This window comes from Kitasatospora sp. McL0602, assembly GCF_052076145.1.
Taxonomy (GTDB): domain Bacteria; phylum Actinomycetota; class Actinomycetes; order Streptomycetales; family Streptomycetaceae; genus Kitasatospora.
The window spans coordinates 2,223,905-2,250,495 of the sequence record NZ_CP197246.1; the positions used below are offsets into that span (position 1 = coordinate 2,223,905).

The window sequence follows — 26,591 nt, forward strand, 5'->3', positions numbered from 1 at the left end:
TGCTCGAACGCCACCCAGGCTATCGCGTGGGCTGCTGCGTGCCGGTTCGAGCAAGGCCGAGCGGCCTCGGGCCGAGCGGTGCGCGTCAGTCCTGGGGGGTGCGGGGCGCCGGGGCGACCATCAGGATCGTCCGGCGCGGGTTCGCGGTGTTGCCGGGGAGCTGGGTGGCGTACTCGACGGGCTCCTGCGAGGCGAGGGCGCCCGGCAGCCGGCTGAAGTCCTCGATCGAGGCCAGCGTCGTACGCCGCGGGTTCGCCGTGGGGCGAGGAATGAGCGTCGACTGCGTGGCCTGCTGAGCCGGCTGGGACATGAGGAGTCACACCTTGGGGATCGGTGCCGATTCGGCCGAATCGACGGGAGTGTTCGGGGCTGTTCGGGGGCAGGCATGAAGAGGCTCCGCCCCGCGCCTGTGCACCGTACCTGCCAGATTAGGGATCTCTTTCCACAGGCGCCGTGATCAAGGCTATACATTCAGCTGTGATTTTGCTCACAAATTGGCTGAGAATTCGCCCATGTCGGGACATTTCACAGTGTCAGAAAACTCCGGCATATACCGCTTTCCGGACATTCAGGAAGGTCTGCGACTCTTCCGCACGCATGGTCCAGTTGGCATGTATCAGGCGAGTGTCCGAAAAGGGCCGTATTTCTGCGGGGCTACCGCACAGTCCGTAAGGTCATGCACGCGCTCGGTAGCCCAGGACACCGACGGGTAACGCCCCTTGTTGGACTTCTCCCGCTGTGCTGGAATGCCACGGAAAAACTCGACACCGCTCCATCCGCGTCAAGCGGGTAGGGGCGCCCGGTCCAGAGGTTGCGACGCCAGTGCAGGGACGTTTCAAGAGGGGCAGCGGCGCCGTGGGTGACCCGGAGTCGGTTAAGCCCGCGCCAGGCCCCCACCAGGCAACGCCGATCACGGGCCCCGGAGAGCAGGCACCCGGTGCCTCCGCCGAGCGGGACACCGTGGAGAACGCTGAGCAGCCCGAGAAGCGCAGCGGTCGCTCCCGCCTGCGCGGCACGCTGAACCGACGCCGGGCCACCGGTCTCAGCCGGTTCGCCATGAAGAACTGGCGGATTCGGACCCGTCTGATCGCGCTGCTGCTGCTCCCCGTGGTGGTCGCCCTCGTCCTCGGTGGGCTGCGCGTCCAGACCTCGCTGCAGAACTCCAAGCAGCTGGCCCAGATGACCGGGCTCGCCGACCTCGCCAAGAAGGCCACCGACCTGGCGGACGCGCTGCAGACCGAGCGCGACATCAGCGCCGGCCCGCTCACCCAGTCGAGCAACCAGCTCGACGACGTGGTGAACGCGCAGAAGAAGACCGACCAGTTCAGCAAGGCCTTCACCGCGAGCTCCGAGAACTTCGACGAGCTCGACCTCGCCGGTGGCAAGGCGCTGCTGCTGCAGGTCCGCAAGGACCTCAACCAGCTGGCCGACGCGCGTAGCAGCGCGTACAAGGCGCATGACAACATCCAGGCCACGATCACGAACTACGACGTGATCATCAAGGACCTGCTGGGTGTCTCGCAGGACATCGCGATCGCGTCGAACAGCACCGAGCTGGTCCGGATCACCCGCGCCCTCCAGCAGTTCTCGCTCGCCAAGGAGAACGCCTCGATGCAGCGCGCGCTGATCAGCGCCGCGCTCGCCCGGCTGCCCGCGCCCGACATGAACGACTCGGACGAGACCTTCGGTGTCCGGCTCGGCGTCTCCGAGGACAACGCGCTCCTCAACTTCAACGCCATCTACGGTGACGGCGAGGCCAAGGCGCTGCGCTCCCGGCTCAGCTACAGCCAGGTCATCACCGACGCCGACCGGTACTCCAAGACCGTGCTGGCGTCGAACGGCATCCACCAGGCCGAGCCCCGCAGCTACAAGGACTGGTACGACGCCGCCTCCGCGAAGATCAACGGCGAGCGGACGATCGAGACCAGCCTGCTGGAGACGCTCGACGGCAAGGCCGGCCAGCTGCAGTCCGACGCCGACACCGAGGCGCTGATCAACGGCGCGCTGATCGCCGTCGTGCTCATCGTCGCCATCGCCGGCGCCGCCCTGGTGGCCCGCTCGATGGTGCGCTCGCTGACGCGTCTGCAGACCGCCGCCGAGGACGTCGCCGAGCGGCGGCTGCCCGAGCTGGTCAAGACGCTCTCCGAGAGCGACCCGCACGACGTCGACGTCACCGTCGAACCCGTCGGCGTCGACTCGGCGGACGAGATCGGCCACGTGGCGCACGCCTTCGACATGGTGCACAGCGAGGCCGTCCGCCTCGCCGCCGAGCAGGCCCTGCTCCGAGGCAACATCAACGCGATGTTCACCAACCTCTCGCGCCGTAGCCAGGGCCTGATCCAGCGTCAGCTCTCGCTGATCTCCGAACTGGAGAGCCGCGAGGCCGACCCGGACCAGCTCGCCAACCTCTTCAAGCTCGACCACCTCGCGACCCGTATGCGCCGCAACGGCGAAAACCTCCTCGTCCTCGCCGGCGAGGACCCGGGCCGCCGGTGGACCCGCCCCGTCCCGCTGGTCGACGTGCTCCGTGCCGCCGCCTCCGAGGTGGAGCAGTACGAGCGCATCGAGCTGGCCTCGGTGCCGTCGACCGAGGTCGCCGGCCGCGTCGTCAACGACCTCGTCCACCTGCTGGCCGAGCTGCTGGAGAACGCGACCTCGTTCTCCAGCCCGCAGACCCGCGTCCGCGTCACCGGGCACGCGCTGCCCGACGGCCGGGTGCTGATCGAGATCCACGACACCGGCATCGGCCTCAGCCCCGACGACCTCGCGGACATCAACGAGCGGCTCGCCAACCCGCCGACGGTCGACGTCTCCGTCTCCCGCCGGATGGGCCTCTTCGTGGTCGGCCGCCTGTCGCTGCGACACGGCATCCGCATCCAGCTGCGCCCCAGCGACTCGGGCGGCACCACCGCGCTCGTCATGCTCCCGCTCGACGTCACCACCTCGGCCGAGCGCCGTGGTGCCGCTCGCCCCGGCCCCGCACAGGCCAAGCAGCAGCGTGGCGCCGGACCGACCCCGCGCCAGCAGGTGCGGGCCGGCAACGCCGAGCAGGCGCTGCCGCAGCGTGGCCAGCAGGGCGGCCCCGCCGGCGCCCTCGGCGGCGGCCCCCGTCCGCAGCTCGGCCAGGGCCAGGCCCCGCAGGGCGGCCGTGGCGGCCGTCCGACCGGTGCGCCGGGCGGCGGCCTGCCGACCCGCGAGGCCGGTCAGTCGCTGCGCGAGAACCCGGGCGGCCAGGCCAACCAGCCGATGCAGCCCGGCCAGCCCGCGCAGAACAGCCAGCCCACCCAGAACGGCCAGAACGGGCTGCCGCCCCGGCGGGTGCCCGGCGCCTCCGGCGCACCGGCCGGCCCCGGCGGCGGCCTGCCGCGCCGTGGCCGCCAGCAGCAGGGCCCGGGTCAGCAGGGCCCGGGTCAGCAGGGTCCGAGCCAGCAGGGCCCCGGCCAGCAGGGTCCGGGTCAGGGGCTGCCGACCCGCCCCGGCCAGGAGCGCCCGCAGCACAGCCGCGCCGAGCAGCCGCCCGCCGGTCCGCCCGGCCAGGCCCCGCAGGGCTTCGGCCAGCCGCAGCAGCGGCCGGGCCAGCAGATGCCCGGCCAGGGTCAGGGCCCCGGCCAGCGCCGTCCGGCCCGCAACCCGCAGGACGCGCCCGCCCAGCACCAGCCGTACGCCCAGGAGTTGCCGCAGGCCCAGCAGGGCCGGCCGGCGACCCCGCCCGCGGCGCCGGTCGAGAGCACCATGCCCTTCGCCCGCCCGCGTTTCGAGGCGAGCGAGATCGACCCCCGTGACCCGCTCGGTCTCGGTCTGGTCGAGCCGGTGCTGCCGGCCATGCCCAACCCGGGCGTCCAGCAGCCGCAGGCCCCGCAGCAGCAGATGCCCACCCGGCAGACGCCGCCGCAGCAGGCCCCGCAGCAGCCGATGGCACTGCCGACCGGCCCCGCCGAGGACAGCCAGTGGAGCCGTGGCGGCGCCGAGCGGGCCCAGGCCCGCCCGCAGCAGTCCGCCGCGGACGAGCAGGAGCGGGCCCGGTCGTACCAGCCGCAGCGTCCGGGCACCACGGCGCCGGGCTTCACCGAGCAGCCGCAGGGCCGCCCGGCACCCCAGCAGGCCCAGCAGCGTCCCGCCCAGCCGCAGCAGCCCGCGCAGGGCGAGCGCCCGCGTCCCGACGGCCAGGCGGCCGACGCTCCGTGGCGGCTGTCCGCCAACGACGAGCGCTGGCGCCGGGCCGAGCAGGTCCGTGAGCCCTCCACCAACGGGATCACGATGTCGGGTCTCCCCCGGCGTACGCCGCAGGCCAACCTGGTCTCCGGGACGGCCGAGGCCGCTCCGCTGACCGGTCCGCAGGTCTCCCGGGCACCTGAGGAGGTCCGGGGTCGGCTGACCAACCTGCGCCGTGGCATCCAGCAGGGTCGCCAGGCAGGCGCGGGAGCCGGTGGCAACACCGGTGCAGAAACGACGCAGCAGGCTGCCAGGGCCGACCAGCAGGGTCAGCCGCAGCAGCGCTTCGACGGCTTCGGCCGGCCCCGTGACAACGGCGGTTTCGGCCCAGATCACCAGGAGCGTTGAGTTGAGTCAGATGAGCCAGGCCGCACAGAACCTGAACTGGCTGATCACCAATTTCGTGGACAACACCCCCGGGGTGTCCCACACAGTGGTGGTCTCCGCCGACGGTCTTCTCTTGGCCATGTCCGAGGGCTTCCCCCGCGACCGCGCCGACCAGCTCGCCGCCGTCGCCTCCGGCCTCACCTCCCTGACCTCCGGCGCAAGCCGGATCTTCGAGGGCGGCGACGTCAACCAGACCGTCGTCGAAATGGAGCGCGGCTTCCTCTTCCTCATGGCCGTCAGCGACGGATCCTCCCTCGCCGTCCTCGCCGCCCCCGACTCCGACATCGGACTCGTCGGCTACGAAATGGCCCTCCTCGTCGACCGCGCAGGCGCCGTCCTCACCCCCGCACTTCGTGCAGAACTCCAGGGCAGCCTGCTCCACTGACCATCCGTCGGCTCCGGCCGACCCGTAAGCGCCGGGTGATCCCGTCCCACCCGGCGCCCCGTCTCCAGTCGCCCCCGGGCGGCTGAACCCGCCTCGGCTGGCACACCCCCAGCTGGAACCGGCTGCGAACGGCTGCAGCACAAGGAGGACCAATGACCCCGCCCCCGACACCCGCCGGCTCGTACGGCAACGGGTACGGCAGTGGCTACGGCGGCCAGCAGGCCGGTGGTGGCTACGGTGGCCAGCAGTCCGACGGCTACGAGCAGCAGCCGCTGGTCCGTCCGTACGCGATGACCGGTGGCCGGACGCGCCCGCGCTACCAGCTGGCGATCGAGGCGCTGATCTCCACCACGGGGACGGCGGACCGCACCGGCGGGCTGCTGCCGGAGCACCAGCGGATCGTCTCGCTCTGCCGGGAGGTCAAGTCCGTCGCCGAGATCTCGGCACTCGCCGGGGTGCCGCTCGGGGTCGCCCGCATTCTCGTCGCCGACCTTGCCGAGGCCGGTCTCGTCGCCATCCACCAGCCCGCTGCTGCGGGCGAGTCGGGCGGAACGCCTGACGTCACGCTGCTCGAAAGGGTCCTCAGTGGACTTCGCAAGCTCTAACGCGGCCGCCCCCAGCCGCGCCACCACCTCCGCGAAGATCGTCGTCGCAGGCGGCTTCGGCGTCGGCAAAACCACCCTCGTCGGCGCCGTCTCCGAGATCAACCCCCTGCGCACCGAAGCCGTCATGACGTCCGCTTCGGCAGGCATCGACGACCTCAGCCACGTCCAAGGCAAAACCACCACCACAGTCGCCATGGACTTCGGCCGCATCACCCTCGACGAAGACCTCATCCTCTACCTCTTCGGCACCCCCGGACAGGACCGCTTCTGGTTCATGTGGGACGACCTCGTCCGCGGCGCCATCGGCGCCGTCGTCCTCGTCGACACCCGCCGCCTCGCCGACTGCTTCCCCGCACTCGACTACTTCGAAAACTCAGGACTCCCCTTCGTCGTCGCCCTCAACGGCTTCGACGGACACCAACCCCACACCGCCGACGAAGTCCGCGAAGCACTCCAACTCGGCCCCGACACCCCCGTCATCGCCCTCGACGCCCGACGCCGGGACAGCGCCAAAAGCGCCCTCATCACCCTCGTCGAACACGCACTCCTCGCACGACTGCGCTGACTCGACGTGCCGCTCGTCACCCCGCCTCCTCGCCCGTCCGGGTGTGGAGGCGGGCGTGTCCGTGGAGGTTCGCGGACACGGGTAACAGTTCGGTAGGCATTTAAAGATCGAAAATAACCTAGCGTGACGGATCTTCAGCAGCTTGCACCATCGGGCAAGAATTTTGCCCGACCTGTTACTGAATGTCCTAATTATCCCCGTCGGATAGGGCAAGAACGGCTGTTTGTCCCCCATCCGCCCACGTGTTGAAATTCCAGCTACCCCGTCGTCTTCATAGGCAGTTCCACCCAGCAGCGGGCTGCGGCAAGCGGGGGACAGCCGCTGGATTGATCCATGGCCGCGAGTCGGCCGAGAGGTTGTTGTCGAGTGAGGCGTAAGCAGCCAGTCACCCCGCAGCGGCGCTCCGAGCCCCGCCAGAACGAGCCGGGCGGTAGCAGCCAAAGCCCCACCGGGTTCTCGGCGTTCAGCCCGGTCGAGGACCGGACTGCCGTGGCAGCGGCGCCGCAGGCCCCCACCGGGATGCCGGACGGCGCGGCCAAGCGCCCCGAGAACGGCGGCGCGAGCGCCGGCCGGTACGAGTTCCTGGCACCGCGCAACTGGCGCGTGCCGACCCGACTCGTCGCGATCCTGCTGATCCCGGTCGTCATCGGCCTGGTCTTCGGCGGTCTGCGCGTCAACTCGTCCATCGACGAGTTCAACACCGCCGACCACGCCGAGAAGACCGCCCAGCTGGCCCGCGCCGCCACCGAGCTCGCGGACGCGCTGGAGTCCGAGCGTGACCTCAGCGCGATACCGCTGCTCATCGGCCAGGACCCGCAGGGCACCGTCCCCAAGCTCCGCGCCAAGAGCGACGAGGCCCTCGCCGCGTACAAGACGGCCTTCAGCAAGGTCGCCGACGACGCGCAGCTCGCCCGCCGCAACGACGCCTTCATGCAGATGGCCGGCTCGCTGCCGCACCTGCGCGCCAGCGCGTACGGCCGTGAGCTGTTCGCCACCGCGACGCAGGCCGCGTACTCCCAGCTGATCGCGCCGCTGATGGCCTACGACAACTCGGTCGGCTTCGGTTCGACCTCCGTCACGAGCCGTGGCCGCGCCATCTACGCCATGTCGCTCGCGAAGGCCTCCGCCTCGACCCAGCGCTCGCTGATGCTCGGCCTGCTGGTCGGCATCTCGCAGGGCGCCACCACCCGGTACGAGAACGTCGACCTGATCGAGTCGCTGCTGGTTTCGGCCAAGCTGGAGCAGGTCTCGCTCAACGAGTTCAACACCGGCTCGACGGCCGCGGACATCGGCGTCTACGCCAACTCGCTCGTCACCGAGGCGCAGTCCGAGGCCCGTGCCCCGCTGCGGATGCCCGACGGCCACACCGTGCCGACCATGCAGGGCCTGATGAACATCGGCCTCGCCTACCAGCAGGCCGCCTCCGACGGCATGCGGGACGGCCCCGAGGTCGCCGCGGCCGCCTCCCGGAGCGCCCAGGAAGCGGGTCTGATCCCGCAGAACTGGCTGCAGGCCACCGCCAGCCACCTCAGCGCGCTGCGCACCACCGAGTCGACGCTGCTCGACCAGGTCGTCGCCGACGCCGCCGACATCAAGTCCAACGCCCAGACCGACGCGATCCTGAACTCGGCGATCGTGATCGCCGCGCTCGCACTGGCCGGTCTGCTCACCGGGTTCATCGCCCGCTCGATGATCCTCGGCATGCGCGTCCTCAACACCGCCGCGCTGGAGATCGCCAACCACCGTCTGCCCGACCTGGTCGAGAAGCTCTCCAAGACCGACCCGGAGCGCGTGGACACCCACGTCGAGCAGATCCCGCTCTGGGGCAAGGACGAGATCGGCGAGGTCGCCCGCGCCTTCGACCAGGTCCACCAGCAGGCGGTCTCGCTGGCCGCCGAGCAGGCCCTGCTCCGAGGCAACGTCAACGCGATCTTCACCAACCTCTCGCGCCGCAGCCAGGGCCTGATCCAGCGGCAGCTGGCGCTGATCACCGAGCTGGAGAACAACGAGGCCGACCCGGACCAGCTGGAGAGCCTCTTCAAGCTGGACCACCTCGCGACCCGTATGCGCCGCAACGGTGAGAACCTCCTCGTCCTCGCGGGCGAGGAGGGCGGCCGCCGCTGGAACACGCCCGTCCCGCTGGTCGACGTGCTGCGCGCCGCCGCCTCCGAGGTGGAGCAGTACGAGCGCGTCGAGCTGGCCGGCATCCCCGAGGCCGAGGTCGTCGGCGCCGCCGTGACCGACCTCGTCCACCTGCTCGCCGAGCTGCTGGAGAACGCCACCACGTTCTCCAGCCCGCAGACCCGGGTGCTGGTCAACGCCACCCGGCTGCCCGACGGCCGGGTGCTGGTCGAGATCCACGACAAGGGCATCGGCCTCACCGCCGAGGACTTCGCCGAGATCAACGAGAAGCTGGCCGAGCCGCCGACGGTGGACGTCACCGTCTCGCGCCGGATGGGCCTCTTCGTGGTCGGCCGCCTCTCGCAGCGGCACGACATCCGCGTCCAGCTGCGCCCCTCGGGCGAGTCGGCCGGTACGACCTCGCTCGTCATGCTCCCGCAGCACGTCACCGAGATGCGTGCCATGCCGGAGCCCGAGGAGCAGTTCACCGTCTCCCGGATCTTCGAGCAGGAGCCGCAGCAGGACTCCTGGGCGCCCGACGGCGGCCGCAGCGCCGCCGAGCTCGGCTTCGACGACCACCTCACCGGCACCGGTGGCGGTAGTGGCTTCAGCCCCGCGCTGGAGGCCATGCAGCGTGCCCAGCGGCTCGACCAGCACCGCCGCGCGGCGCTGGAGGCCGGTCCGGGCGCCGACACCGAGTTCACGTCCGGCTACCAGGCCGACGGCTTCGAGCCCGCAGCCGCCTACGAGCCGGCCGAGGAGCCCGTCGCCGCCGAGGAGCCCCCGGGCTATCAGGACCGGCAGAACGGCTACCAGGCACCCCAGCAGCAGCCGTACGGGCAGGACGCGTACCAGGGCGGCTACCGGCAGCCCCAGCAGCCGTACACCGACGAGTACGGCTACGCCGAGGACAGCGGCTACCAGGACCCGTACGGGCGCCCGCAGCCGCAGTCGGCGGACGCCTTCGGCTACCAGGACTCCTCCTACGCCCAGCAGGGCCACCAGGGCGGGTACCAGGAGTACGCGGACGACCAGTACACCGACAACCGGTACTCCTCCGACGGCCCGTACGCCGACAACCAGTACGCCGACAGCCAGTACCAGGGCAACCAGTACGGCGCCGACGAGCCGGCCGGGCACCCGTACCCGCCGGAGCTCCCGCCGGCACCGTCCTCGTCCGACACGCTCAGCTCGGGCCTGCCGCAGCGGCGCCCCGGCCAGCAGCTGGCCGGCGGGCGGACGGGCGACGGCTTCGGGGCGGGCCGGGCGACCGGCAGCCAGAGCGAGCAGACCGGCGAGACCCCGAACTGGTTCACCGGCGCCAAGGACACCTCCGAGACGGCCGAGCCGCAGAGCCACGAGGTGTCGGCGCTCGGCGGTTACGGCCCGACCGGCCCGACCGGCCAGAACAGTGCCCGCGAGTGGCAGTCGGCCAACGACGGCGACTGGCAGCGGGCCGAGCAGCTGCGCGAGCCCGCCGCCGGGGGCACCACCCCCTCCGGCCTGCCTCGCCGGGTGCCCAAGCAGAACCTCGTCGCGGGCAACGCGAAGCCCACGCCGCAGGAAGGCCCGCAGGTCTCCCGCAGCCCCGAGGAGGTCCGCGGCCGCCTGACCAACCTGCGTCGTGGCGTCGAGCAGGGCCGCAACGCGAGCGGCGACACCGGCTCCACCGGGAGCTTCCGGATCGACCCCGACCAGGGGCCGTCCGGCAACGGACAGCAGAACAGCACCGATCTCTTCGGCGGCTCGAACCACCAGGAGCGTTGAGTTGAGTCAGATGAGCCAGGCCGCACAGAACCTGAACTGGCTGATCACCAATTTCGTGGACAACACCCCCGGGGTGTCCCACACAGTGGTGGTCTCCGCCGACGGTCTTCTCTTGGCCATGTCCGAGGGCTTCCCCCGCGACCGCGCCGACCAGCTCGCCGCCGTCGCCTCCGGCCTCACCTCCCTGACCTCCGGCGCAAGCCGGATCTTCGAGGGCGGCGACGTCAACCAGACCGTCGTCGAAATGGAGCGCGGCTTCCTCTTCCTCATGGCCGTCAGCGACGGATCCTCCCTCGCCGTCCTCGCCGCCCCCGACTCCGACATCGGACTCGTCGGCTACGAAATGGCCCTCCTCGTCGACCGCGCAGGCGCCGTCCTCACCCCCGCACTTCGTGCAGAACTCCAGGGCAGCCTGCTCCACTGACGGTTCGTCGGATACCGTCCTGGTATTCGAAAGACCTCATTGCCCTTCCCGGGCCCGCTGATGCGGGCTCGGGATCGGCGTTGTACGGCTTTCGCACCACCGGCCCAGGCCTTCGGACCTGAGCTCGCACCGCACCGCCGCACCATGTGAGGAGAGGAACCGTGACCCCGCCCGACGACCGCAGCGGCCAGTACGGCGTTCCGTACCCTGGCACCGGCCATGACGCCTTCGGAGCCCCCGGCGTCGGCCACGGTCAGCAGTACGAGCAGCAGTACGGCCAGCAGTACGACTACGGCCAACAGCAGCACCAGCAGCAGCAGTTCAACCCGTTCACGGACCAGCAGTACGCTCCCTCCGCACCCGATCACCGGGTGTCGCGCGAGGGCTTCCCTGAACAGGTGCAGCGCTCGCAGCAGATGCAGTCCCAGCACGGCCGGCAGCAGCACGGCCAGCATCCTGGTCAGCACCCGGTCCAGTACCCCGGCCACGTCGAAGACCCCGGCTACGCCGAGGAGTACGACGACGAGGAGGAGTCCGGCCCGCTGATCCGCCCGTTCGCGATGACCGGTGGCCGGACCCGCCCGCGCTACGAACTCGCGCTGGAGGCCCTGGTCTCGGCGAACGTCGCCCCCGAGCGGCTCGCCACGATGCTGCCGGAGCACCAGCGGATCTGCACGCTGTGCACCGAGGTGAAGTCCGTCGCCGAGGTCTCGGCGCTGCTCAACATCCCGCTGGGGGTCGCCCGAATCCTGGTCGCCGACCTGGCCGAGGCCGGTCTCGTCGCCATCCACCAGCCCGCCGCCGGAGGCGAATCCGGCAACCAGCCCGACGTCACGCTGCTCGAAAGGGTCCTCAGTGGACTTCGCAAGCTCTAACGCGGCCGCCCCCAGCCGCGCCACCACCTCCGCGAAGATCGTCGTCGCAGGCGGCTTCGGCGTCGGCAAAACCACCCTCGTCGGCGCCGTCTCCGAGATCAACCCCCTGCGCACCGAAGCCGTCATGACGTCCGCTTCGGCAGGCATCGACGACCTCAGCCACGTCCAAGGCAAAACCACCACCACAGTCGCCATGGACTTCGGCCGCATCACCCTCGACGAAGACCTCATCCTCTACCTCTTCGGCACCCCCGGACAGGACCGCTTCTGGTTCATGTGGGACGACCTCGTCCGCGGCGCCATCGGCGCCGTCGTCCTCGTCGACACCCGCCGCCTCGCCGACTGCTTCCCCGCACTCGACTACTTCGAAAACTCAGGACTCCCCTTCGTCGTCGCCCTCAACGGCTTCGACGGACACCAACCCCACACCGCCGACGAAGTCCGCGAAGCACTCCAACTCGGCCCCGACACCCCCGTCATCGCCCTCGACGCCCGACGCCGGGACAGCGCCAAAAGCGCCCTCATCACCCTCGTCGAACACGCACTCCTCGCACGACTGCGCTGACGCACTCGGCAAGCCGATAGGGGCGCGGGGAACTGCGCGAAATCGGAAGGTACTTCGCCGCACCTTCCGCTTCGCGCAGTTCCCCGCGCCCCTGTGGTCGGCCGTAGGCCTCAGCTGCCCGCGGGCTCGACGCCGGCCCGGAGCAGACCGTAGGTGTACGCGTCGTCGAGGGCGAGCCAGGACGCGGCGATGACGTTGTCGGCGACGCCGACGGTGGACCAGGTGGTGCTGCCGTCGGTGGACTCGATCAGGACGCGGGTCTTGGAGCTCGTGCCGTGCTCGCCCTCCAGGATGCGGACCTTGTAGTCGACCAGTTCGAGGCCGGCGAGCTGGGGGTAGATCCCCCCCAGCGCCGTCCGCAGCGCCTTGTCGAGGGCGTCGACCGGGCCGTTGCCCTCGCCGGTGGCGATCCGGCGCTCGCCCTCGGCCCAGAGCTTGACCGTCGCCTCGTTGCCCGCAAGTCCGCTCGGGCCCTGCTCGCTGATGGTCCGCCAGGACTCCAGCACGAAGAAGCGGTCCCGGCTGGCGCGGACCTCGTCCCGGAGCAGCAGCTCGAAGGAGGCGTCGGCGGCCTCGTAGGTGTAGCCGAGGTTCTCCTGCTCCTTGACCTTGGCGACGACCCGGCCGAGCAGGTCACGGTCGGCGGAGAGGTCGTAGCCGAGCTCCTTGCCCTTGAGCTCGATCGAGGCGCGGCCGGCCATGTCGGAGACCAGCATCCGCATGGTGTTGCCGACGAGTTCGGGGTCGATGTGCTGGTAGAGGTCCGGGTCGACCTTGATCGCGGAGGCGTGCAGCCCCGCCTTGTGGGCGAAGGCGGAGAAGCCCACGTACGGCTGGTGGGTGGAGGGCGCGAGGTTGACGACCTCGGCGACGGCGTGCGAGATCCGGGTCATCTCGGCGAGCCGGCCCTCGGGGAGGACGCGCCGGTCGTACTTGAGCTCCAGCGCGCCGACGACCGGGAAGAGGTTGGCGTTGCCGACCCGCTCGCCGTAGCCGTTGGCGGTGCACTGGACGTGGGTGGCGCCCGCGTCCACCGCCGCCAGCGAGTTGGCGACGGCGCAGCCGGTGTCGTCCTGGGCGTGGATGCCCAGCCGCGCGCCGGTCTTCGCCAGCACGTCGGCGACGATCTCGCGGACGCCGGCGGGCAGCATGCCGCCGTTGGTGTCGCAGAGGACGACGACGTCGGCCCCGGCCTGGTGGGCGGTGCGGACCACCGCGAGGGCGTACTCGCGGTTCGCGAGGTAGCCGTCGAAGAAGTGCTCGCAGTCGATGAACACCCGGCGGCCCTGGGCGCGGAGGTGCTCGACGCTGTCGCGGACCATCTCCAGGTTCTCGTCGAGGGTGGTGCGCAGGGCCAGCTCGACGTGCCGGTCGTGGGCCTTGGCGACCAGGGTGATGACGGGTGCGCCGGAGTTGACCAGGGCGGCGAGCTGCGGGTCCTCGGCGGCCTTGCCGCCCGCCCGGCGGGTGGCCCCGAAGGCCACCAGCTGCGCGTGCTTCAGGTCGAGTTCGGCGGCCGCGCGGGCAAAGAACTCGGTGTCGCGGGGGTTGGCGCCGGGCCAGCCGCCCTCGATGAAGCCGACGCCGAACTCGTCGAGGTGGCGGGCGATGGTCAGCTTGTCGGCGACGGTGAGGTTGATGCCCTCGCGCTGCGCACCGTCGCGCAGCGTGGTGTCGAACACGTGGAAGCTGTCGCCTGGTCGGCTGTTGACCTCGGTCATGGCCCTGGGTCTCCGTTTCGGGGAGTACTGCTGTTGCCGGGATTTCTCCGGCTCCACTGTCCAGCATCCCGCGCGCCTCCCGGTGTCCCTGAGCCCCCTCGTGAGGGGCTCCGGCCGGTCCGGGGAAACAAAAAAACCCCTCGCGGGTGCGAGAGGTCTGCGCGCGGGTCTGGACGCTGGTGATGCTCCGGACAGATTGGTCACTGCGGAGCGGTCACTGCGGACCGGCGCGCCTGCTGCTAATAATCAGCGAAAGCGAGGACACCCTCGGAGTCTCGCACACCATCCGCATCCCGGCCGGGGCGTCTCGCGATCCGAAACGCCTCAGGTCAGCCGGTCGGTGGAGAGCTCGAACCCGAACGGCGCGGGGAGCGGGAGCGGGTCACCGACGGGGACCCGGGTGGTGGTGAGGTAGTCACCGTGGCGGGGCTCGCTGTGCAGGACAACTTCGTCGCGCTGGCGGTCCACCAGGAGGTAGAGCGGGATCTCGGCGGAGGCGTAGCCCTTGCGCTTGGCCTCGCGATCCTTCTGCGCGCGGCCGGACGTGACCTCGACGACCATCACGACGCCGTTCGGGACCATCCAGGAGGGCTGGCCTTCGAATGCACCCTCCCGATAGAAGGTCAGGTCCGGGATGTAGCGGTCGGACGCCAGTGCGAGGCCCTTGGTGCCGGCCACGTGGATGTCGTCGCCACACAACCGCATGATCCTTTTGATGACCCAACCGATCGCACCCTCGTGGTCCCCGTCCGGCGGTGGAGTCACGACGATCTCTCCCTCGATGAGTTCCGCCTTGAACCCCTCAGGGGTGTCAAGGGCCAGGAAGGCTTCGAGGAGGTCGTCGCCCGACTCCTGCCGGGGCTCCGTGCAGTCGTGCGTCGCAGCACTCATTGGGCCGCCCTCCGATCCTCACCACTCAACGAGTCGATTGCTCCGAGGTTACTCAGCCGGGCGCCCCACAAGAAGCGCCCGGCCGGTGTGGGTCAGACGATCTTGTGGAGCCAGCCGTGGGTGTCGGGGTTCTGGCCGCCCTGGAGGGCGAGGAGGGCCTTGCGGAGCTCCATGGTGACCGGGCCGGGGGTGGCGTCGCCGACCGTCCAGTCGCCGCCCTTGGACTTGACGGAGCCGACGGGGGTGATGACGGCGGCGGTGCCGCAGGCGAAGACCTCGGTGAGGGTGCCGTCGGCGTTGCCCTGCTTCCACTCGTCGGTGGAGATGCGGCGCTCCTCGGTGGCGTAGCCCAGGTCGGCGGCCATGGTCAGCAGCGAGTCGCGGGTGATGCCGGGGAGCAGCGCGCCGGAGAGCTCGGGGGTGACGACCTTGGCGTCCTTGCCCTCGCCGAAGACGAAGTAGAGGTTCATGCCGCCCATCTCCTCGATCCACCGGTGCTCGGCGGCGTCGAGCCAGACGACCTGGTCGCAGCCCTTGGCGGCGGCCTCGGCCTGGGCGACGAGGGAGGCGGCGTAGTTGCCCGCGCACTTGGCGGCGCCGGTGCCGCCGGGGGCGGCGCGGACGTAGTCCTCGGAGAGCCAGACCGAGACGGGCTTGACGCCACCGGGGAAGTAGGCGCCGGCCGGGGAGGCGATGATCATGAAGAGGTACTCGTTCGCCGGGCGGACGCCCAGGCCGACCTCGGTGGCGAACATGAACGGGCGCAGGTAGAGGCTCTGCTCCGGCTCGCTCGGCACCCACGCCTGGTCGTGCTGGACGAGCAGCTCGACGGCCTCGACGAAGGTCTCGGTCGGCAGCTCGGGCATCGCCAGGCGGCGGGCGGAGGCCTGCAGCCGCGCGGCGTTGGCCGTCGGGCGGAAGGTCGCGATCGAGCCGTCGGCCTGGCGGTAGGCCTTGAGGCCCTCGAAGATCGCCTGGCCGTAGTGCAGCGTCATGTTGGCCGGGTCTATCTCCAGCGGCGCGTACGGCGTGAGCTGGGCGTCGTGCCAGCCGCGGCCCTCCGTCCAGCGGATGGTGACCATGTGGTCGGTGAAGACTCGGCCGAAACCGGGGTTCGCCAGCCGGGCCTGGCGCTCCGCGTCCGAGAGCGGCGTCGCGGAGGGCTTGAGGTCGAACGTGATGGGCGCCTGGGTGGGCGTACTCATGACTGTCTGTCCTTCACCGTGGGGTTGGTCCGGGCGCGGGCCAGTCGGTGAGAGAACACACGAAGGCACGGCCCACTGTCGATAGTCGCATCTCAAGGGCCGTGCCGAACAGCCGGAGGGCTGCCGTGTACGAGAGGTGTTGTCCCGGCCCCGTCAGCCGGATACTCGGGCGGCGAGCGCGTCGCCGACCTCGGTGGTGGAGCGGGTGCCGGTGCGGGCGGCGAGGTCGGCGGCGACGGCGGCCTCGACCCTGGCGGCCTCGGCGGTGAAGCCGAGGTGCTCCAGCAGCATGGCGACGGAGAGCACGGTGGCCGTCGGGTCGGCCTTGCCCTGGCCGGCGATGTCGGGCGCCGAGCCGTGCACGGGCTCGAACATCGACGGGAACTCGCCGGTCGGGTTGATGTTGCCGGAGGCGGCGAGGCCGATGCCGCCGGTGACGGCCGCGGCGAGGTCGGTGAGGATGTCGCCGAAGAGGTTGTCGGTGACGATCACGTCGAAGCGCTCGGGCTGGGTGACGAAGAAGATCGTCGCCGCGTCCACGTGCAGGTAGTCGGTGGTGACCTCGGGGAATTCCTGGCCGACCTCGGCGAAGATCCGCGCCCAGAGGTGGCCGGCGTGCACCAGCACGTTGTTCTTGTGGACGAGGGTGAGCTTCTTGCGCGGGCGGGCGGCGGCCCGGCGGTAGGCGTCGCGGACGACCCGCTCGATGCCGTACGCCGTGTTGAGGCTCACCTCGGTGGCGACCTCGTGCTCGGTGCCGGCGCGCAGCGTGCCGCCGTTGCCGACGTACGGGCCCTCGGTGCCCTCGCGGACGACCACGAAGTCGATCTGGGGGTTGCCCGCCAGCGGGCCCTGGACGCCGGGGAAGAGCTTGCCCGGACGCAGGTTGAGGTAGTGGTCGAAGGCGAACCTCAGCTTGAGCAGCAGGCCGCGCTCCAGGACGCCGGAGGGCACGCTCGGGTCGCCGATGGCGCCGAGCAGGATGGCGTCGTGGGTCTTCAGCTCGGCGAGCACGCCGTCCGGCAGGGTCTCGCCGGTGCGGTTGTAGAGGCGGGCGCCGAGGTCGTACTCGGTGGTCTCCACCTTGACGTCGGCGGGGAGGGCGGCGGCAAGCACCTTGAGGCCCTCGGCCACGACTTCCTGGCCGATGCCGTCACCGGGGATCACTGCGAGACGAAGGCTACGAGACATGTCTGGGACACTACTCCGCGTCCCATTGACTGACACCCGGTGTCCGCCATTCGGACATTCGGGGAACCGGGGAGGTTCGAGCGAAGCCGGACCATTCGGTAATATCGATCGGTATTCATGCTTTCTTCACGGGGGATCAAGAAAATGCGCGAACCGATCAGCAGACGCCGTGCGCTCTGGCTGACCGGCGGCCTGCTGGCGGCCCCGGCCGCCGGTTACGGCATCTGGGAGGCGACCCGGGAGACCCCCGGGGGGCGGACGGTCTTCGGACAGCCGACGGTGGTGGGGGCGGGGCTGGCGGGGGGCACGACCAGCTTCTCCTTCGTGCACGTCATCGCGCACCCGGACGACAACCTCTACTTCATGAACCCGGACCTCGACCAGGCCGTCGCCTCCGGCGCCGCCTGCGTGACGGTCTGCCTCACCGACGGCGAGTCCGACGGCCGCAACGTGCTGCACAGCGAGCGCGACCGCGTCCCCGCCGACCGCCCCGGCTACACCAGGGCCCGGATCAACGGGCTCGCCGCCTCGTACGGCGCGATGGCCACCGGCGACGAGAACAGCCCCTGGGACGTCGAGCTGGTCTCCTACCTGCCCGGCCTCCAGATCGAGCAGCACACGCTGCGCGCCGCCCCGCACATCCAGCTGCTCTTCCCCGCCCTGGTCGAGGCGCGGGCCGTCAGCCTGCCCCGGCCGGAGAGCCTGCGCGGTCTCTGGCTCGGCGAGACGGAGCGGCTCGCCACGCTGCCCCCGGCCCGCAGCAGGCTGCTGCCCGGCGCGTACAGCCGCGAGGAGCTCACCGCGACGCTCACCGCCGTGCTGGACCACTACCACCCGACCGTCGTCCGGACGCTCGACCCGAACCCGGAGCACTCGCTCCAGCCGCCGCCCCCCGGGCACCCCGGCGGGCCGGTCTCCCTCGACCACCAGGACCACACCTACTCGGCCTACTTCGCGCAGGCCGCGCTGGCCCGGCACTTCGCCGCCGGCAAGGGCCGGTCGACCTCGGTGGAGAGCTACCTCGGCTACGTCAACGCCGGGCTCCCGCACAACCTGGACGGCCCTGCCGTCGCCCGCAAGGCCAAGCTGCTCGACGTCTACGGCTGGACGGACGACCGCGACTGCGGCGATCCGGCGGGCTGCGGCGACCGCAAGGTCGGCGGCGGCGCCCTGCGCAACGGCTGGGCGCAGAGCACCCGCTACCGCGCCCCCGGCAGCGGCGAGTGGCTGGCCAGGCAGCCCGACGGCCGGCTGACCGCCTTCACCCTGCTCGGCGGCGCGGCGAGCTGCTGGACCGACACCGGCACCGGTTGGGGCACCCCGCGCCGGATCGACGGCGACGGCCTGGAGGGCCAGCTCCAGGCCGTGGTGCAGCCGGACGGCAAACTGCGGCTGTTCGGCGTCCGGACGGTGCTGGAGTACCAGGCCGCCAAGCACCGGCGCGAGATCGTCACCTGCGAGCAGCTCGGCGACGGCTTCGGCGAGTGGACCGCCCTCGGAACCCCGGACGGCGACGAACCGGCGAAGTCGATGGAGTCCGGGTACCCGACCGGGTTGCCGCTGGCCGACGGGACTGTGCAGGTCTTCGCCCGCGGCTGGTCCGGCTCGGTCGCCGTCCGCACCCTCGACGACGACTGGACGACCCTGCCGCTGCCGCCCGAGGCCGGGCCCGCCGTCCAGGACGGGCTGAGCGCCGTCGTCGACGCGGACGGGCTGACGCACGTCTTCGCCCCCGCCCGGACCGTCGTGCACTGGGCCTCGACCGAGCCCGGCGGCCCGCTCCGCCCGGCCCGGCCGACCGGCCTGCCGACGCCCGGCGGCCCGGTCAGCGCCCTGCTCACCGCGAGCGGCGCGCTGCGCCTGCACTACCGCGAGCCGAAGTCCGCCAAGGTGCTGACCGCCGAGCGCGCCGCCGGCTCGGAGGTCTGGAAGATCGTCGCCGAAACCACCCCACCGGGTGGTTTCGGCCGCGTCTCCGCCACCGAGGGCACCCTCGCCGTCCGCGACGGCGAGGGGCACGTCGGCCTCCACACCGGCAAGGCGTGGCAGCACGGCGGCCCACTGCTCGCCCACACCCCCACCGTCCGCACCGATGCCAAGGGCTGCGCAGTCGCCGTCGCCCTCGGCTGCGACGGCCTGCTGTACTCCGCCCGGCAGAACACCCCCGGCGGACCGTTCGGAGCATGGGCCGAGGTGGGCTGACCAGGCCCCACCTATGCTCAGATCCAGTGCCGCCGACCCACCAGGAGCCCCGCCCCGTGCGTAACACCGCCGCCCTCCGACGACGACTGACCGGCCCCGGGGCGGGGGCGTCGGGGCTGGCGGCCGTGCTCTCGATGGGCGCCTACTGCCTGGCACTGGCCATCCACGGGACGTACCCCTTCGGCTCCCGCTCGCGCGCGGTGAACGACCTGGGCAACCAGTTCGTCCCGTACCACGCGCACCTGTGGGACCTGATGCACGGGAACACGACGGGTGACCTGCTGTTCAACTGGAACAGCGGTTACGGCGCGCCCTTCCTCGCGGACTTCATGGCGTACCTGATGAACCCGTTCTCCTGGCTGGTCGGGCTCTTCCCGCGCGACGCCGTGAACTTCCCCGTCTTCCTGGTCACGCTGCTCAGCATCGGCCTCGGCTCCGCCGTGATGACGGTCTTCCTCGGCCGCCTGCACCGGGGCTCGCCCTGGCTGCGGGCGCTGCTCGCCGCCGGGTACGGGCTCTGCGCCTGGGTGCTCAACGACGGCTCGCCGGACCCGATGTGGATGTGGGGCCTGGTCTCCCTCCCGCTCGTCTCGCTCGCCTGCGACTGGTGCCTGCGGGAGAAGCACTGGGTGCTCGGCACGCTCGCCGTCGCCGTCGCCTGGGCGGGCAACTTCTACACCGGCGCGATGGCCACCATCGGCGCCGGGCTGGTGCTGCTGCTGCGCCTGCTGCTGGCCCGCACCGCCGTCCGGGAGCGGCTGCGGGTGCTCGGGCGGGCGGCGAGCATGGTCACCGTCGGGGTGCTGCTCACCGCGCCCGTCATCCTCGTCAGCCTCAAGGCCAGCAAGGCCTCCCAGCCCGCGCCCGTCGCCCACTACGACGGCCCGCCCGGCCTCACCGACTACCTCGCCCAGCTGCTGCCCGGCGGCCGCTCGGACCACTCGATGCCGAACATCTTCGTCGGCGTGCTCGGCCTGCTGCTCGTCGCCTCGCTGCCCTTCAACCGCAAGGTCCGGGCCCGCGAGCGGATCGGCTGGTACGTGCTGCTGGTGCTCGTCGCACTCAGCTTCGTCTGGACGCCGACCATCCTGCTCTGGCACGGCCTGGCCATCCCGAACGGCAGCCCCTACCGCGCCGCCTTCGTGCTCAGCGGGCTGCTCACGATGGCCGCCTGGGTCTCGCTCTCCCGCCGCCCCGACCCGCTCGCGCTGCTCGGCGGCGCCGGGCTGACCGCCCTGGTGCTGGTGCTCGGCAGCGGCCACAGCTCCGTCCGCTCCTCCACGTACGTGCTGGTGATCGCCGGGGGCGCGCTGGCCGTCGGCGCGCTCTGGGCGCTCCAGCACCGGCGGGGCGACCGGCGGGTGCGGCGGGCCGTCGGCGTGGCGCTGACGCTCGGGGTGCTGGCCGGGTCGACGTACTCCGCCTACTGGGCGACGGTGATCCGCGACCGGCTGGACTTCTTCAAGCCCCGGGAGACGATCAGCGACCGGTCGCTGGCCGCGTACGACCTGATCCAGCAGGCCGACGACTGGCCGGCGAAGCGGACCGACCCGGGCCCGCACGAGTTCGCCAGCAACGACCCGCTGCTGCTCGGCGGCGAGGGCGGCGCGTACTACAGCAGCTACCTGCCGAAGGTCACCGCGCAGCTGCTGCACGACATCGGCGCGGGCTGGTACATCGAGGGGCGGCACACCCTGAGCCCCGCCGACCCGGTCGGCAAGGCGCTCTTCGGCGTCACCACCTACCTGGACAGCAGCTCGGCGCCGGAGGGCTTCACCGCCAAGCACGCCGCCGCCGCACCGCTGGTCACCGTGCACCCGAGCACCGGCAAGCCCGACACCTCCTCGGTCTGGACCCGGCAGGAGTCGCTGCTCGGCAGCAAGGTCTACGAAGTCCCGGCGCTGGCCCCGACCGCCGGGCCCGCCCCCACCCTGCACGGCAGCAGCGGCTGGTCGATCCCCGCCACCCCCAAGGGCGGCACCTGGACGACCTTCGGCGGCTCCTGCGCCCCCGGCAGCACCGCGTACTTCTACGGGCCGTGGTTCAACGGCACCGTGCTCGGCCTGGGCGCGAAGTTCACCAGCTACGGCAAGCAGCCGATGACGGCGATGCCGATCCGGGAGCTGGGCACCGTGCCCGCCGACGGCAAGGTGCAGGTCGCCCTCCAGGCGGGGGCGGCGGCGCAGGTCCCGGCGGAGCCGGTCGGGTGCCTCGCCCCCGGCGCGCTCGCCACCGCCCTCGGCGGGCTGACGGGCGCGACCTCGGTCGACAGCAGCGGGCACGGGATCAGCGGCACGCTGCCCGCCGGGTCGCGCGGCACGGCACTGCTGTCGGTGCCCGCCGCGCAGGGCTGGGAGTGCTCGGTGGACGGCGGCGCCTGGGCGGCTCCGCAGTCGGTGCTCGGCATGATCGGACTGCCGCTGGGCGGCGGCGCCTCGCGCTTCTCCTGCACCTACCGGACCCCCGGGCTGACCCCGGGGCTGGCCGTCGGCGGCGCGGCGGCGGCCGCGCTGGTGGGTGTCGCGTTGGTCACCCGGCTCCGGCGCGGCGCGCGGGGGCGCTGAGCCCAAGGAGCGCACGCAATCGGCCGACCCCAGGGGCGCGAGGAACTGCGCGAGGCGGTAGGTGCGGCGCCGTCTCTCCCGTTTCGCGCAGTTCCCCGCGCCCCTGGGGTCGACGCCCCAGTGCGTGAGCACCGGTACGATCGTGGGGATAAGTGGTGATACGTGGTAGAGCGACCAGGAGCCTTCTGCGTCCCCGACCGGAGGTGAACTGGTGCTCCTTTCCATCGTTGTGCCCTGTTACGACGAGGAGGCCGTGATCGGCCTCTTCGACGCGGAGATCCGCCAGAACCTCGACGGGCTGCCGCTCGACTACGAGCTCTGCTACGTCGACGACGGCAGCAGTGACGGCACGCTGGAGCAGCTGCGGGAGCTCGCGGCCAAGCACCCCGGCAACACCCGGTACGTCTCCTTCAGCCGGAACTTCGGCAAGGAGGCCGGCATGCTGGCCGGGCTGCGGGAGGCGACCGGCGACGCCGTGGTGCTGATGGACGCGGATCTGCAGCACCCGCCGGAGCTGGTCGAGCGGATGCTGGAGCTCTACGACCGGGGGCACGACCAGGTCATCGCCCGGCGGAGCCGGGAGGGCGACAAGGCGGTGCGCAGCGCCGTCAGCAGGCTCTACTACCGGCTGGTCAACAAGTGGGTGGACGTCGAGCTGAAGGACGGCGTCGGTGACTTCCGGCTGCTGTCCCGCCGTGCGGTGGACGCGCTGCTCTCGCTCCCCGAGTACAACCGCTTCTCGAAGGGGCTGTTCTCCTGGATCGGCTTCGACACCGTCACCTTCGACTACCAGAACGCCGCCCGTGGCGCCGGGGAGACGAAGTGGCGTTTCGGCGCCCTGCTGAACTACGGCATGGACGGGCTGATCTCGTTCAACAACCGCCCGCTGCGGATCGCCATCTACCTCGGGCTGGCGCTGGTCGGCGTCGCCGCGCTGTACGCGGCCTGGATCACCGGGGTGGCGCTGGTGGACGGCATCGACTCCCCCGGGTACGTGACGCTGATCGTCGCGATCGTGGGGCTGGGCGGTCTCCAGATGGTGATGCTCGGGCTGATCGGCGAGTACATCGGCCGGATCTACTACGAGACCAAACGGCGGCCGCACTTCCTGGTCAAGGAGACCAACACCCCCCGTGCTACCTTCCGCTCGGAAGGCTACCGAGGCGCCGAGGAGACACGTTGAAGCCCCAGTTCTGGCAGCTCGTCAGGTTCGGGCTGGTCGGGGTGGTGAACACCGCGACCTTCTACGTGCTGTACCTGATACTCCACCCGTACCTGGCGTACTTCGCGGCGTTCACCATCGCGTTCCTGCTGAGCATGGTCGGGTCGTTCTTCATGAACACCTACTTCACGTACCGGACCAGGCCGACGTGGAAGAAGTTCCTGCTCTTCCCGATCCCGAACATCACCAACTACGCGGTGCAGAGCGGCGGCGTGATCGCGCTCGTCCAGTGGCTGCACGTGAACGACAAGATCGCGCCGCTGGTCGCCTCGGTGATCGCCATCCCGATCACCTTCGTGCTCTCCAAGCTGGTGCTGACCGGCCGAGCCGGCTCAGCGCAGGGTGACGAGCTCGGCACGGCGCCCGTCCGGGCCCAGATGGTGGATCAGTAGCAGCTTGCCGGTGTCGCCTTCGGCCCGGCGGACCTCCAGGACGGTGCCGGGCTGGGCGGGGGTGAGCACGGCCGCCGGGCCGCCGACGCCGCTGCGGACATCGAGCGCCGGGTGCAGCACGTCGAAGGCCAGGGTGGGGCGTTCGCCCTCCAGGCCGATCCGGCCGAGTGCCTCCTTCGCGCTGGGCAGGCCCGGCTGGGCGTAGCCCGTCCAGAGCGCGTAGTGGATGAGGGCGGTGCTCTGGCGCAGGCCCGGCAGCGCGGCGAGGCGGACGGGGAGGACCACGACGTCGCTGTCGAGCAGCCCGGTGTCGGTGTCGCCCCAGCGGGCGTTGAGGGGCTGGACGTCGAGCTCCTCGCCGGTGCGGGCGTCCAGCGTGCGGGCGACCAGGACGTCGCTGTTGGTCAGCCGGTCGGCGGAGACGACGACGTCGGTGACGCCGTCCCCGTCGGTGTCGAGCGAGGCCCGGACGGCGAAGCTGCCGACGGGGGTGGCGGCGGGGGCGTAGAGCGCGGCGGCCAGGTAGAGGGTGCCCTGGTCGAGCGGGTCACCGCCGACCGCCGGGGCGTCGCTGGCGGCGCCGGCCCAGCGGAGGTTGCCCGCGCGGTCACCGGGCCGGGTGACGCACAGGGCGTCGTCCTTCGGGTCACCGTCCCGCTGGCCGACCGGGCAGTCCGGCCAGCGGGCGGCCTCGCCGCCCAGGGCGAAGGCGCTGACCAGGCCGCCGACCGGGCCGGGGGCGCCGGTGCCGGTGAGGGTCAGCAGGGTGCTCGTCCGGGTGGCGCGGGCCTGCGGGCCCGCCGTCAGCTCGGAGGCCGGGCGCGGGGCGGCGAAGACCGGGACGCGCAGCACGGGCACGTCCGCCGTCACCGGGGTGAGCACCAGCCGGCCGGAGAGCTCGGACCGGTAGCTGCGGGCCCGGCCCGCCTGGAGCAGGTCGATCGTCGGGTCCGCCGCGCGGCCGACCCGGCCGGGGGCGACGAGGGTGACGACCACCCGGGCGGTGCCGCCCGCCGGGACGGTGACCCGGGCCGGGCTCATCCGGTAGCCGACGCCGGGCGTCTCGGTCGACGACTGGTAGCCGGTGGTGTAGTCGAGCGGGCGGTCGGCGTAGTTGCGCAGCTCGACCTCCCGGCTCAGCTCGGTCGGGCCGCTGACCGGGACGGGGCCGAAGGAGACGCCGACGGCGCCGTCGACCGCGCCGGGGCCGGCCGCGTAGGCGAGCACCGGGGTGCGGACCGCCGCGTCGACCTGGGCCCGACCGGCCCCGGCGCGCTCGGGGCCGTAGACCGGCCCGGTGCGGCCGTCGCCGAGCCAGGTGTCGGCCGCCGTGTCCATCAGGGCGGCCTTGACCTCGGCGGGCGTCCACTGCGGGTGGGCGGCGCGCACGAGGGCGACCAGGCCGGTGACGTGCGGGGTGGCCATCGAGGTGCCGTCCTCGCGCATGCCGCCGCTGCCGGTGCCGACCCTGGCCGACCAGATGGTCTCGCCGGGGGCCGCGAGATCCGGCTTGACGATGCCGGGGACGCCGATGCCGCGCGAGGTGAAGCCGGCCAGGGTGTCGACGCGTTGCGGCTGGTCCTGCGGCACCGCGCCGTGCAGGGTGTTCTTCGGGAAAGCCAGCTGGACCTGCACCGGCCCGGCGGCGGCCGCCGTGGTCAGCCGCTCGCCGTCGGCCCTGGCGAGGATCGCGGCAGGGATGCGGTCGTCGCCGGCGATCTCGCCGAGGTGGTCGCCGTCGGCGGCGTAGAGCACCCCCACCGCGCCCGCGTCGGCGGCGTGGTCGGCCCGGGAGCCGGAGCCGCAGGCCCGGTCCGGGTCCTTGGTACTCCAGGAGAGCACCGCGACCTTGCCCTTGAGGCGCTGGGCGTCCGCCCCGGAGAACGCCCTGCAGCCGTCCGACTGGTCGGCGGGCAGGGCGAGTTCGCCGCTGACGTCCTTGCTCCCCCAGCCCTGGTACTTGGCGCTCCAGTGCGCGGGGACGAGACCGGCCAGGGCGGCCGGGGCGAGCACCCGGATGCCGTCGGCGTCGCCGTGCGCGTCGACGGAGGCGGCGACGGCGAGGGCGCGCGGGGAGGTGCCGGGGCTGCCGCCGATGCCGTAGAGGTCGCCCTCGTTCCCGGCGGCGGCGACCACCACGGTGCCGAGCTCGGCGAGGTGGTCTGCCGTCACCGCGTCGGCGTCGTCCGGGCTGCCGAAGCGGCTGCCGAGCGAGAGGTTGACGACGTCCAGGTGGTCGGAGGGGTCGCCGTCGCCGTCCGGGTCGGCGGCGAGGTCGAGCGCCTGGCCGAGCTGGTCGGTGGAGCCGTCGCAGCCGAAGACCCGGATCGCGTACAGCTGGGCGCCGGGGGCCGCGCCGGGGCCGACCTTGAACCCGGCCGGGTCGAGCCCGGGGCGGTACGGGCCGGGGTACGGCTTGCCCGCGCTGGTGACGCCGAACCCGGCTGCGGTGCCAGCGACGTGCGTGCCGTGACCGTTGAGGGCGCAGTCGATCGGGTTGGCGTCCGGGTGCGGTACCGGCTGGTAGTGCGCGGAGGACGGGTCCGGGTTGTAGTCGTCACCGACGAGGTCCTTGCCGCCGATCACCTTGGCGTTCGGGAAGAGGGCCGCCGGGGCCGGCTTGGCGCCGTCGACGGAGCGGAAGGCCTCCTCGGTGCCAGGGCCGCCGAAGTCGGCGTGGGTGTAGTCGATGCCGGAGTCGATGATGCCGATCCGGGTCTTCTCGCCGGTGTTCCCGGGCAGACCGGCCCAGACCTCGGGGGCACCGGTGAGCGGCACGGAGTACGAGTTGCCGCGCTGCTTGCGGCTGATCGGGTGCACGGCGCGGACCCCGGGCAGGGTGCGCAGGGCGGGCAGCCGGTCGGCGGGGGCGGTGACGGCGAGGCCGGTGAGCAGGGTGCGGGTGCGGTAGAGCTCCTGGGCGTCCGGCACCGCCCGGCGGACGGCCCCGGCGAGGCGGTCCAGCGCCTGGTCGGCCCGGCCGCGCTGCTCGGCGCCGGCTCGGGCGGCCGCGCGGTGCACGGCCTCCGGGGTGCGCTGGGCCCGGCGGGCGTCGGTGCCGGCCCGCTGCCAGGCGGGGGCGGCGGCCTCGGTGTCGAGTTCGAGCAGCACGCTCTGCTGCTCGCCCCGCTGCGCGGGCGGCAGTCGGTCCGGCTCGGCGGCCGCGCCGGTGGGTGGTGCGGCGGCGAGCAGGGCGGAGCCGGCGAGCAGCGCGAGGCCGATCCCGATGCTGGTCAGCCTGCGGGCCCGGGGCCGGGCGTGGTTGCGCACTGGTCTGCCTCCCCCGGCTGGGGTCGA

18 protein-coding genes are annotated in these 26,591 nt (G+C 72.0%); 12 read left to right on the forward strand and 6 right to left on the reverse strand.

The features are described 5' to 3' along the window. Positions 1-85 precede the first annotated feature (85 nt). Positions 86-310 carry a hypothetical protein gene (locus ACR68M_RS10130; RefSeq protein WP_441250109.1) on the reverse strand — a complete coding sequence of 75 codons (225 nt, stop codon included), beginning with the start codon at positions 308-310 and terminating at the stop codon, positions 86-88. Positions 311-960: 650 nt separating this feature from the next. On the opposite strand from ACR68M_RS10130, the gene ACR68M_RS10135 reads away from it, so the two are divergent. From ACR68M_RS10135 to ACR68M_RS10170, 8 genes are all read left to right on the forward strand, one after another. After that, positions 961-4,560 carry a sensor histidine kinase gene (locus ACR68M_RS10135; protein WP_441250110.1) on the forward strand — a complete coding sequence of 1,200 codons (3,600 nt, stop codon included), beginning with the start codon at positions 961-963 and terminating at the stop codon, positions 4,558-4,560. A 10-nt stretch (positions 4,561-4,570) separates the two neighbouring features. Continuing rightward, positions 4,571-4,984: a roadblock/LC7 domain-containing protein gene (locus tag ACR68M_RS10140; protein WP_057232378.1), complete on the forward strand. Its 414-nt coding sequence runs from the start codon at positions 4,571-4,573 to the stop codon at positions 4,982-4,984. A gap of 152 nt (positions 4,985-5,136) precedes the next feature. Continuing rightward, positions 5,137-5,589 carry a DUF742 domain-containing protein gene (locus tag ACR68M_RS10145; RefSeq protein WP_441250111.1) on the forward strand — a complete coding sequence of 151 codons (453 nt, stop codon included), beginning with the start codon at positions 5,137-5,139 and terminating at the stop codon, positions 5,587-5,589. Next, positions 5,570-6,154, forward strand: a complete 585-nt coding sequence (locus ACR68M_RS10150; protein ID WP_441250112.1) for a GTP-binding protein — start codon at positions 5,570-5,572, stop codon at positions 6,152-6,154. The genes ACR68M_RS10145 and ACR68M_RS10150 overlap by 20 nt, the downstream gene beginning before the upstream one ends. A 366-nt stretch (positions 6,155-6,520) precedes the next feature. Beyond that, positions 6,521-10,042 carry a nitrate- and nitrite sensing domain-containing protein gene (locus tag ACR68M_RS10155; protein WP_441250113.1) on the forward strand — a complete coding sequence of 1,174 codons (3,522 nt, stop codon included), beginning with the start codon at positions 6,521-6,523 and terminating at the stop codon, positions 10,040-10,042. Between the two features lie 10 nt (positions 10,043-10,052). Next, positions 10,053-10,466: a roadblock/LC7 domain-containing protein gene (locus tag ACR68M_RS10160; RefSeq protein ID WP_057232378.1), complete on the forward strand. Its 414-nt coding sequence runs from the start codon at positions 10,053-10,055 to the stop codon at positions 10,464-10,466. Positions 10,467-10,627: 161 nt separating this feature from the next. After that, positions 10,628-11,341 carry a DUF742 domain-containing protein gene (locus ACR68M_RS10165; RefSeq protein WP_441250114.1) on the forward strand — a complete coding sequence of 238 codons (714 nt, stop codon included), beginning with the start codon at positions 10,628-10,630 and terminating at the stop codon, positions 11,339-11,341. Beyond that, entirely contained in the window at positions 11,322-11,906 is a 585-nt protein-coding gene (locus ACR68M_RS10170; RefSeq protein ID WP_441250112.1) for a GTP-binding protein, read from the forward strand. The genes ACR68M_RS10165 and ACR68M_RS10170 overlap by 20 nt, the downstream gene beginning before the upstream one ends. A 110-nt stretch (positions 11,907-12,016) precedes the next feature. On the opposite strand, the gene cimA is transcribed toward ACR68M_RS10170, so the two are convergent. The 4 genes from cimA to ACR68M_RS10190 all read right to left on the reverse strand — a co-directional run bounded on the left by cimA (position 12,017) and on the right by ACR68M_RS10190 (position 16,914). Beyond that, positions 12,017-13,627, reverse strand: coding sequence for a citramalate synthase (cimA, locus tag ACR68M_RS10175; RefSeq protein ID WP_441250115.1), 1,611 nt, complete (start codon positions 13,625-13,627; stop codon positions 12,017-12,019). 324 nt (positions 13,628-13,951) lie between these two features. Continuing rightward, positions 13,952-14,518, reverse strand: a complete 567-nt coding sequence (locus ACR68M_RS10180; RefSeq protein WP_441250116.1) for a Uma2 family endonuclease — start codon at positions 14,516-14,518, stop codon at positions 13,952-13,954. A 92-nt stretch (positions 14,519-14,610) separates the two neighbouring features. Beyond that, positions 14,611-15,723 carry a branched-chain amino acid aminotransferase gene (locus tag ACR68M_RS10185; protein ID WP_441250117.1) on the reverse strand — a complete coding sequence of 371 codons (1,113 nt, stop codon included), beginning with the start codon at positions 15,721-15,723 and terminating at the stop codon, positions 14,611-14,613. A gap of 153 nt (positions 15,724-15,876) precedes the next feature. Next, on the reverse strand, positions 15,877-16,914 hold the full coding sequence (locus ACR68M_RS10190) for a 3-isopropylmalate dehydrogenase (protein ID WP_441250118.1): 1,038 nt from the start codon (positions 16,912-16,914) through the stop codon (positions 15,877-15,879). A 144-nt stretch (positions 16,915-17,058) separates the two neighbouring features. Between ACR68M_RS10190 and ACR68M_RS10195 the strand changes: the two genes are divergently transcribed. The 4 genes from ACR68M_RS10195 (at position 17,059) to ACR68M_RS10210 (ending at position 23,294) form a co-directional block, all read left to right on the forward strand. Beyond that, positions 17,059-19,116, forward strand: coding sequence for a PIG-L family deacetylase (locus ACR68M_RS10195; RefSeq protein ID WP_441250119.1), 2,058 nt, complete (start codon positions 17,059-17,061; stop codon positions 19,114-19,116). 56 nt (positions 19,117-19,172) lie between these two features. Continuing rightward, on the forward strand, positions 19,173-21,680 hold the full coding sequence (locus tag ACR68M_RS10200; RefSeq protein WP_441250120.1) for a YfhO family protein: 2,508 nt from the start codon (positions 19,173-19,175) through the stop codon (positions 21,678-21,680). Positions 21,681-21,891: 211 nt separating this feature from the next. Beyond that, complete coding sequence (locus ACR68M_RS10205) at positions 21,892-22,863, forward strand: glycosyltransferase family 2 protein (RefSeq protein WP_441250121.1); 972 nt, start codon at positions 21,892-21,894, stop codon at positions 22,861-22,863. Then, positions 22,860-23,294: a GtrA family protein gene (locus ACR68M_RS10210; protein ID WP_441250122.1), complete on the forward strand. Its 435-nt coding sequence runs from the start codon at positions 22,860-22,862 to the stop codon at positions 23,292-23,294. The genes ACR68M_RS10205 and ACR68M_RS10210 overlap by 4 nt, the downstream gene beginning before the upstream one ends. On the opposite strand, the gene ACR68M_RS10215 is transcribed toward ACR68M_RS10210, so the two are convergent. After that, entirely contained in the window at positions 23,235-26,564 is a 3,330-nt protein-coding gene (locus ACR68M_RS10215) for a S8 family serine peptidase (protein WP_441250123.1), read from the reverse strand. The genes ACR68M_RS10210 and ACR68M_RS10215 overlap by 60 nt on opposite strands. Positions 26,565-26,591 lie beyond the last annotated feature (27 nt).

Coding starts and splice junctions, on each gene's coding strand:
- ACR68M_RS10160 (WP_057232378.1), top strand. CDS start 10,053: ATGAGCCAGGCCGCACAGAACCTGAACTGGCTGATCACCAATTTCGTG.
- cimA (WP_441250115.1), bottom strand. CDS start 13,627: ATGACCGAGGTCAACAGCCGACCAGGCGACAGCTTCCACGTGTTCGAC.
- ACR68M_RS10130 (WP_441250109.1), bottom strand. CDS start 310: ATGTCCCAGCCGGCTCAGCAGGCCACGCAGTCGACGCTCATTCCTCGC.
- ACR68M_RS10185 (WP_441250117.1), bottom strand. CDS start 15,723: ATGAGTACGCCCACCCAGGCGCCCATCACGTTCGACCTCAAGCCCTCC.
- ACR68M_RS10145 (WP_441250111.1), top strand. CDS start 5,137: ATGACCCCGCCCCCGACACCCGCCGGCTCGTACGGCAACGGGTACGGC.
- ACR68M_RS10140 (WP_057232378.1), top strand. CDS start 4,571: ATGAGCCAGGCCGCACAGAACCTGAACTGGCTGATCACCAATTTCGTG.
- ACR68M_RS10195 (WP_441250119.1), top strand. CDS start 17,059: ATGCGCGAACCGATCAGCAGACGCCGTGCGCTCTGGCTGACCGGCGGC.
- ACR68M_RS10190 (WP_441250118.1), bottom strand. CDS start 16,914: ATGTCTCGTAGCCTTCGTCTCGCAGTGATCCCCGGTGACGGCATCGGC.
- ACR68M_RS10180 (WP_441250116.1), bottom strand. CDS start 14,518: ATGAGTGCTGCGACGCACGACTGCACGGAGCCCCGGCAGGAGTCGGGC.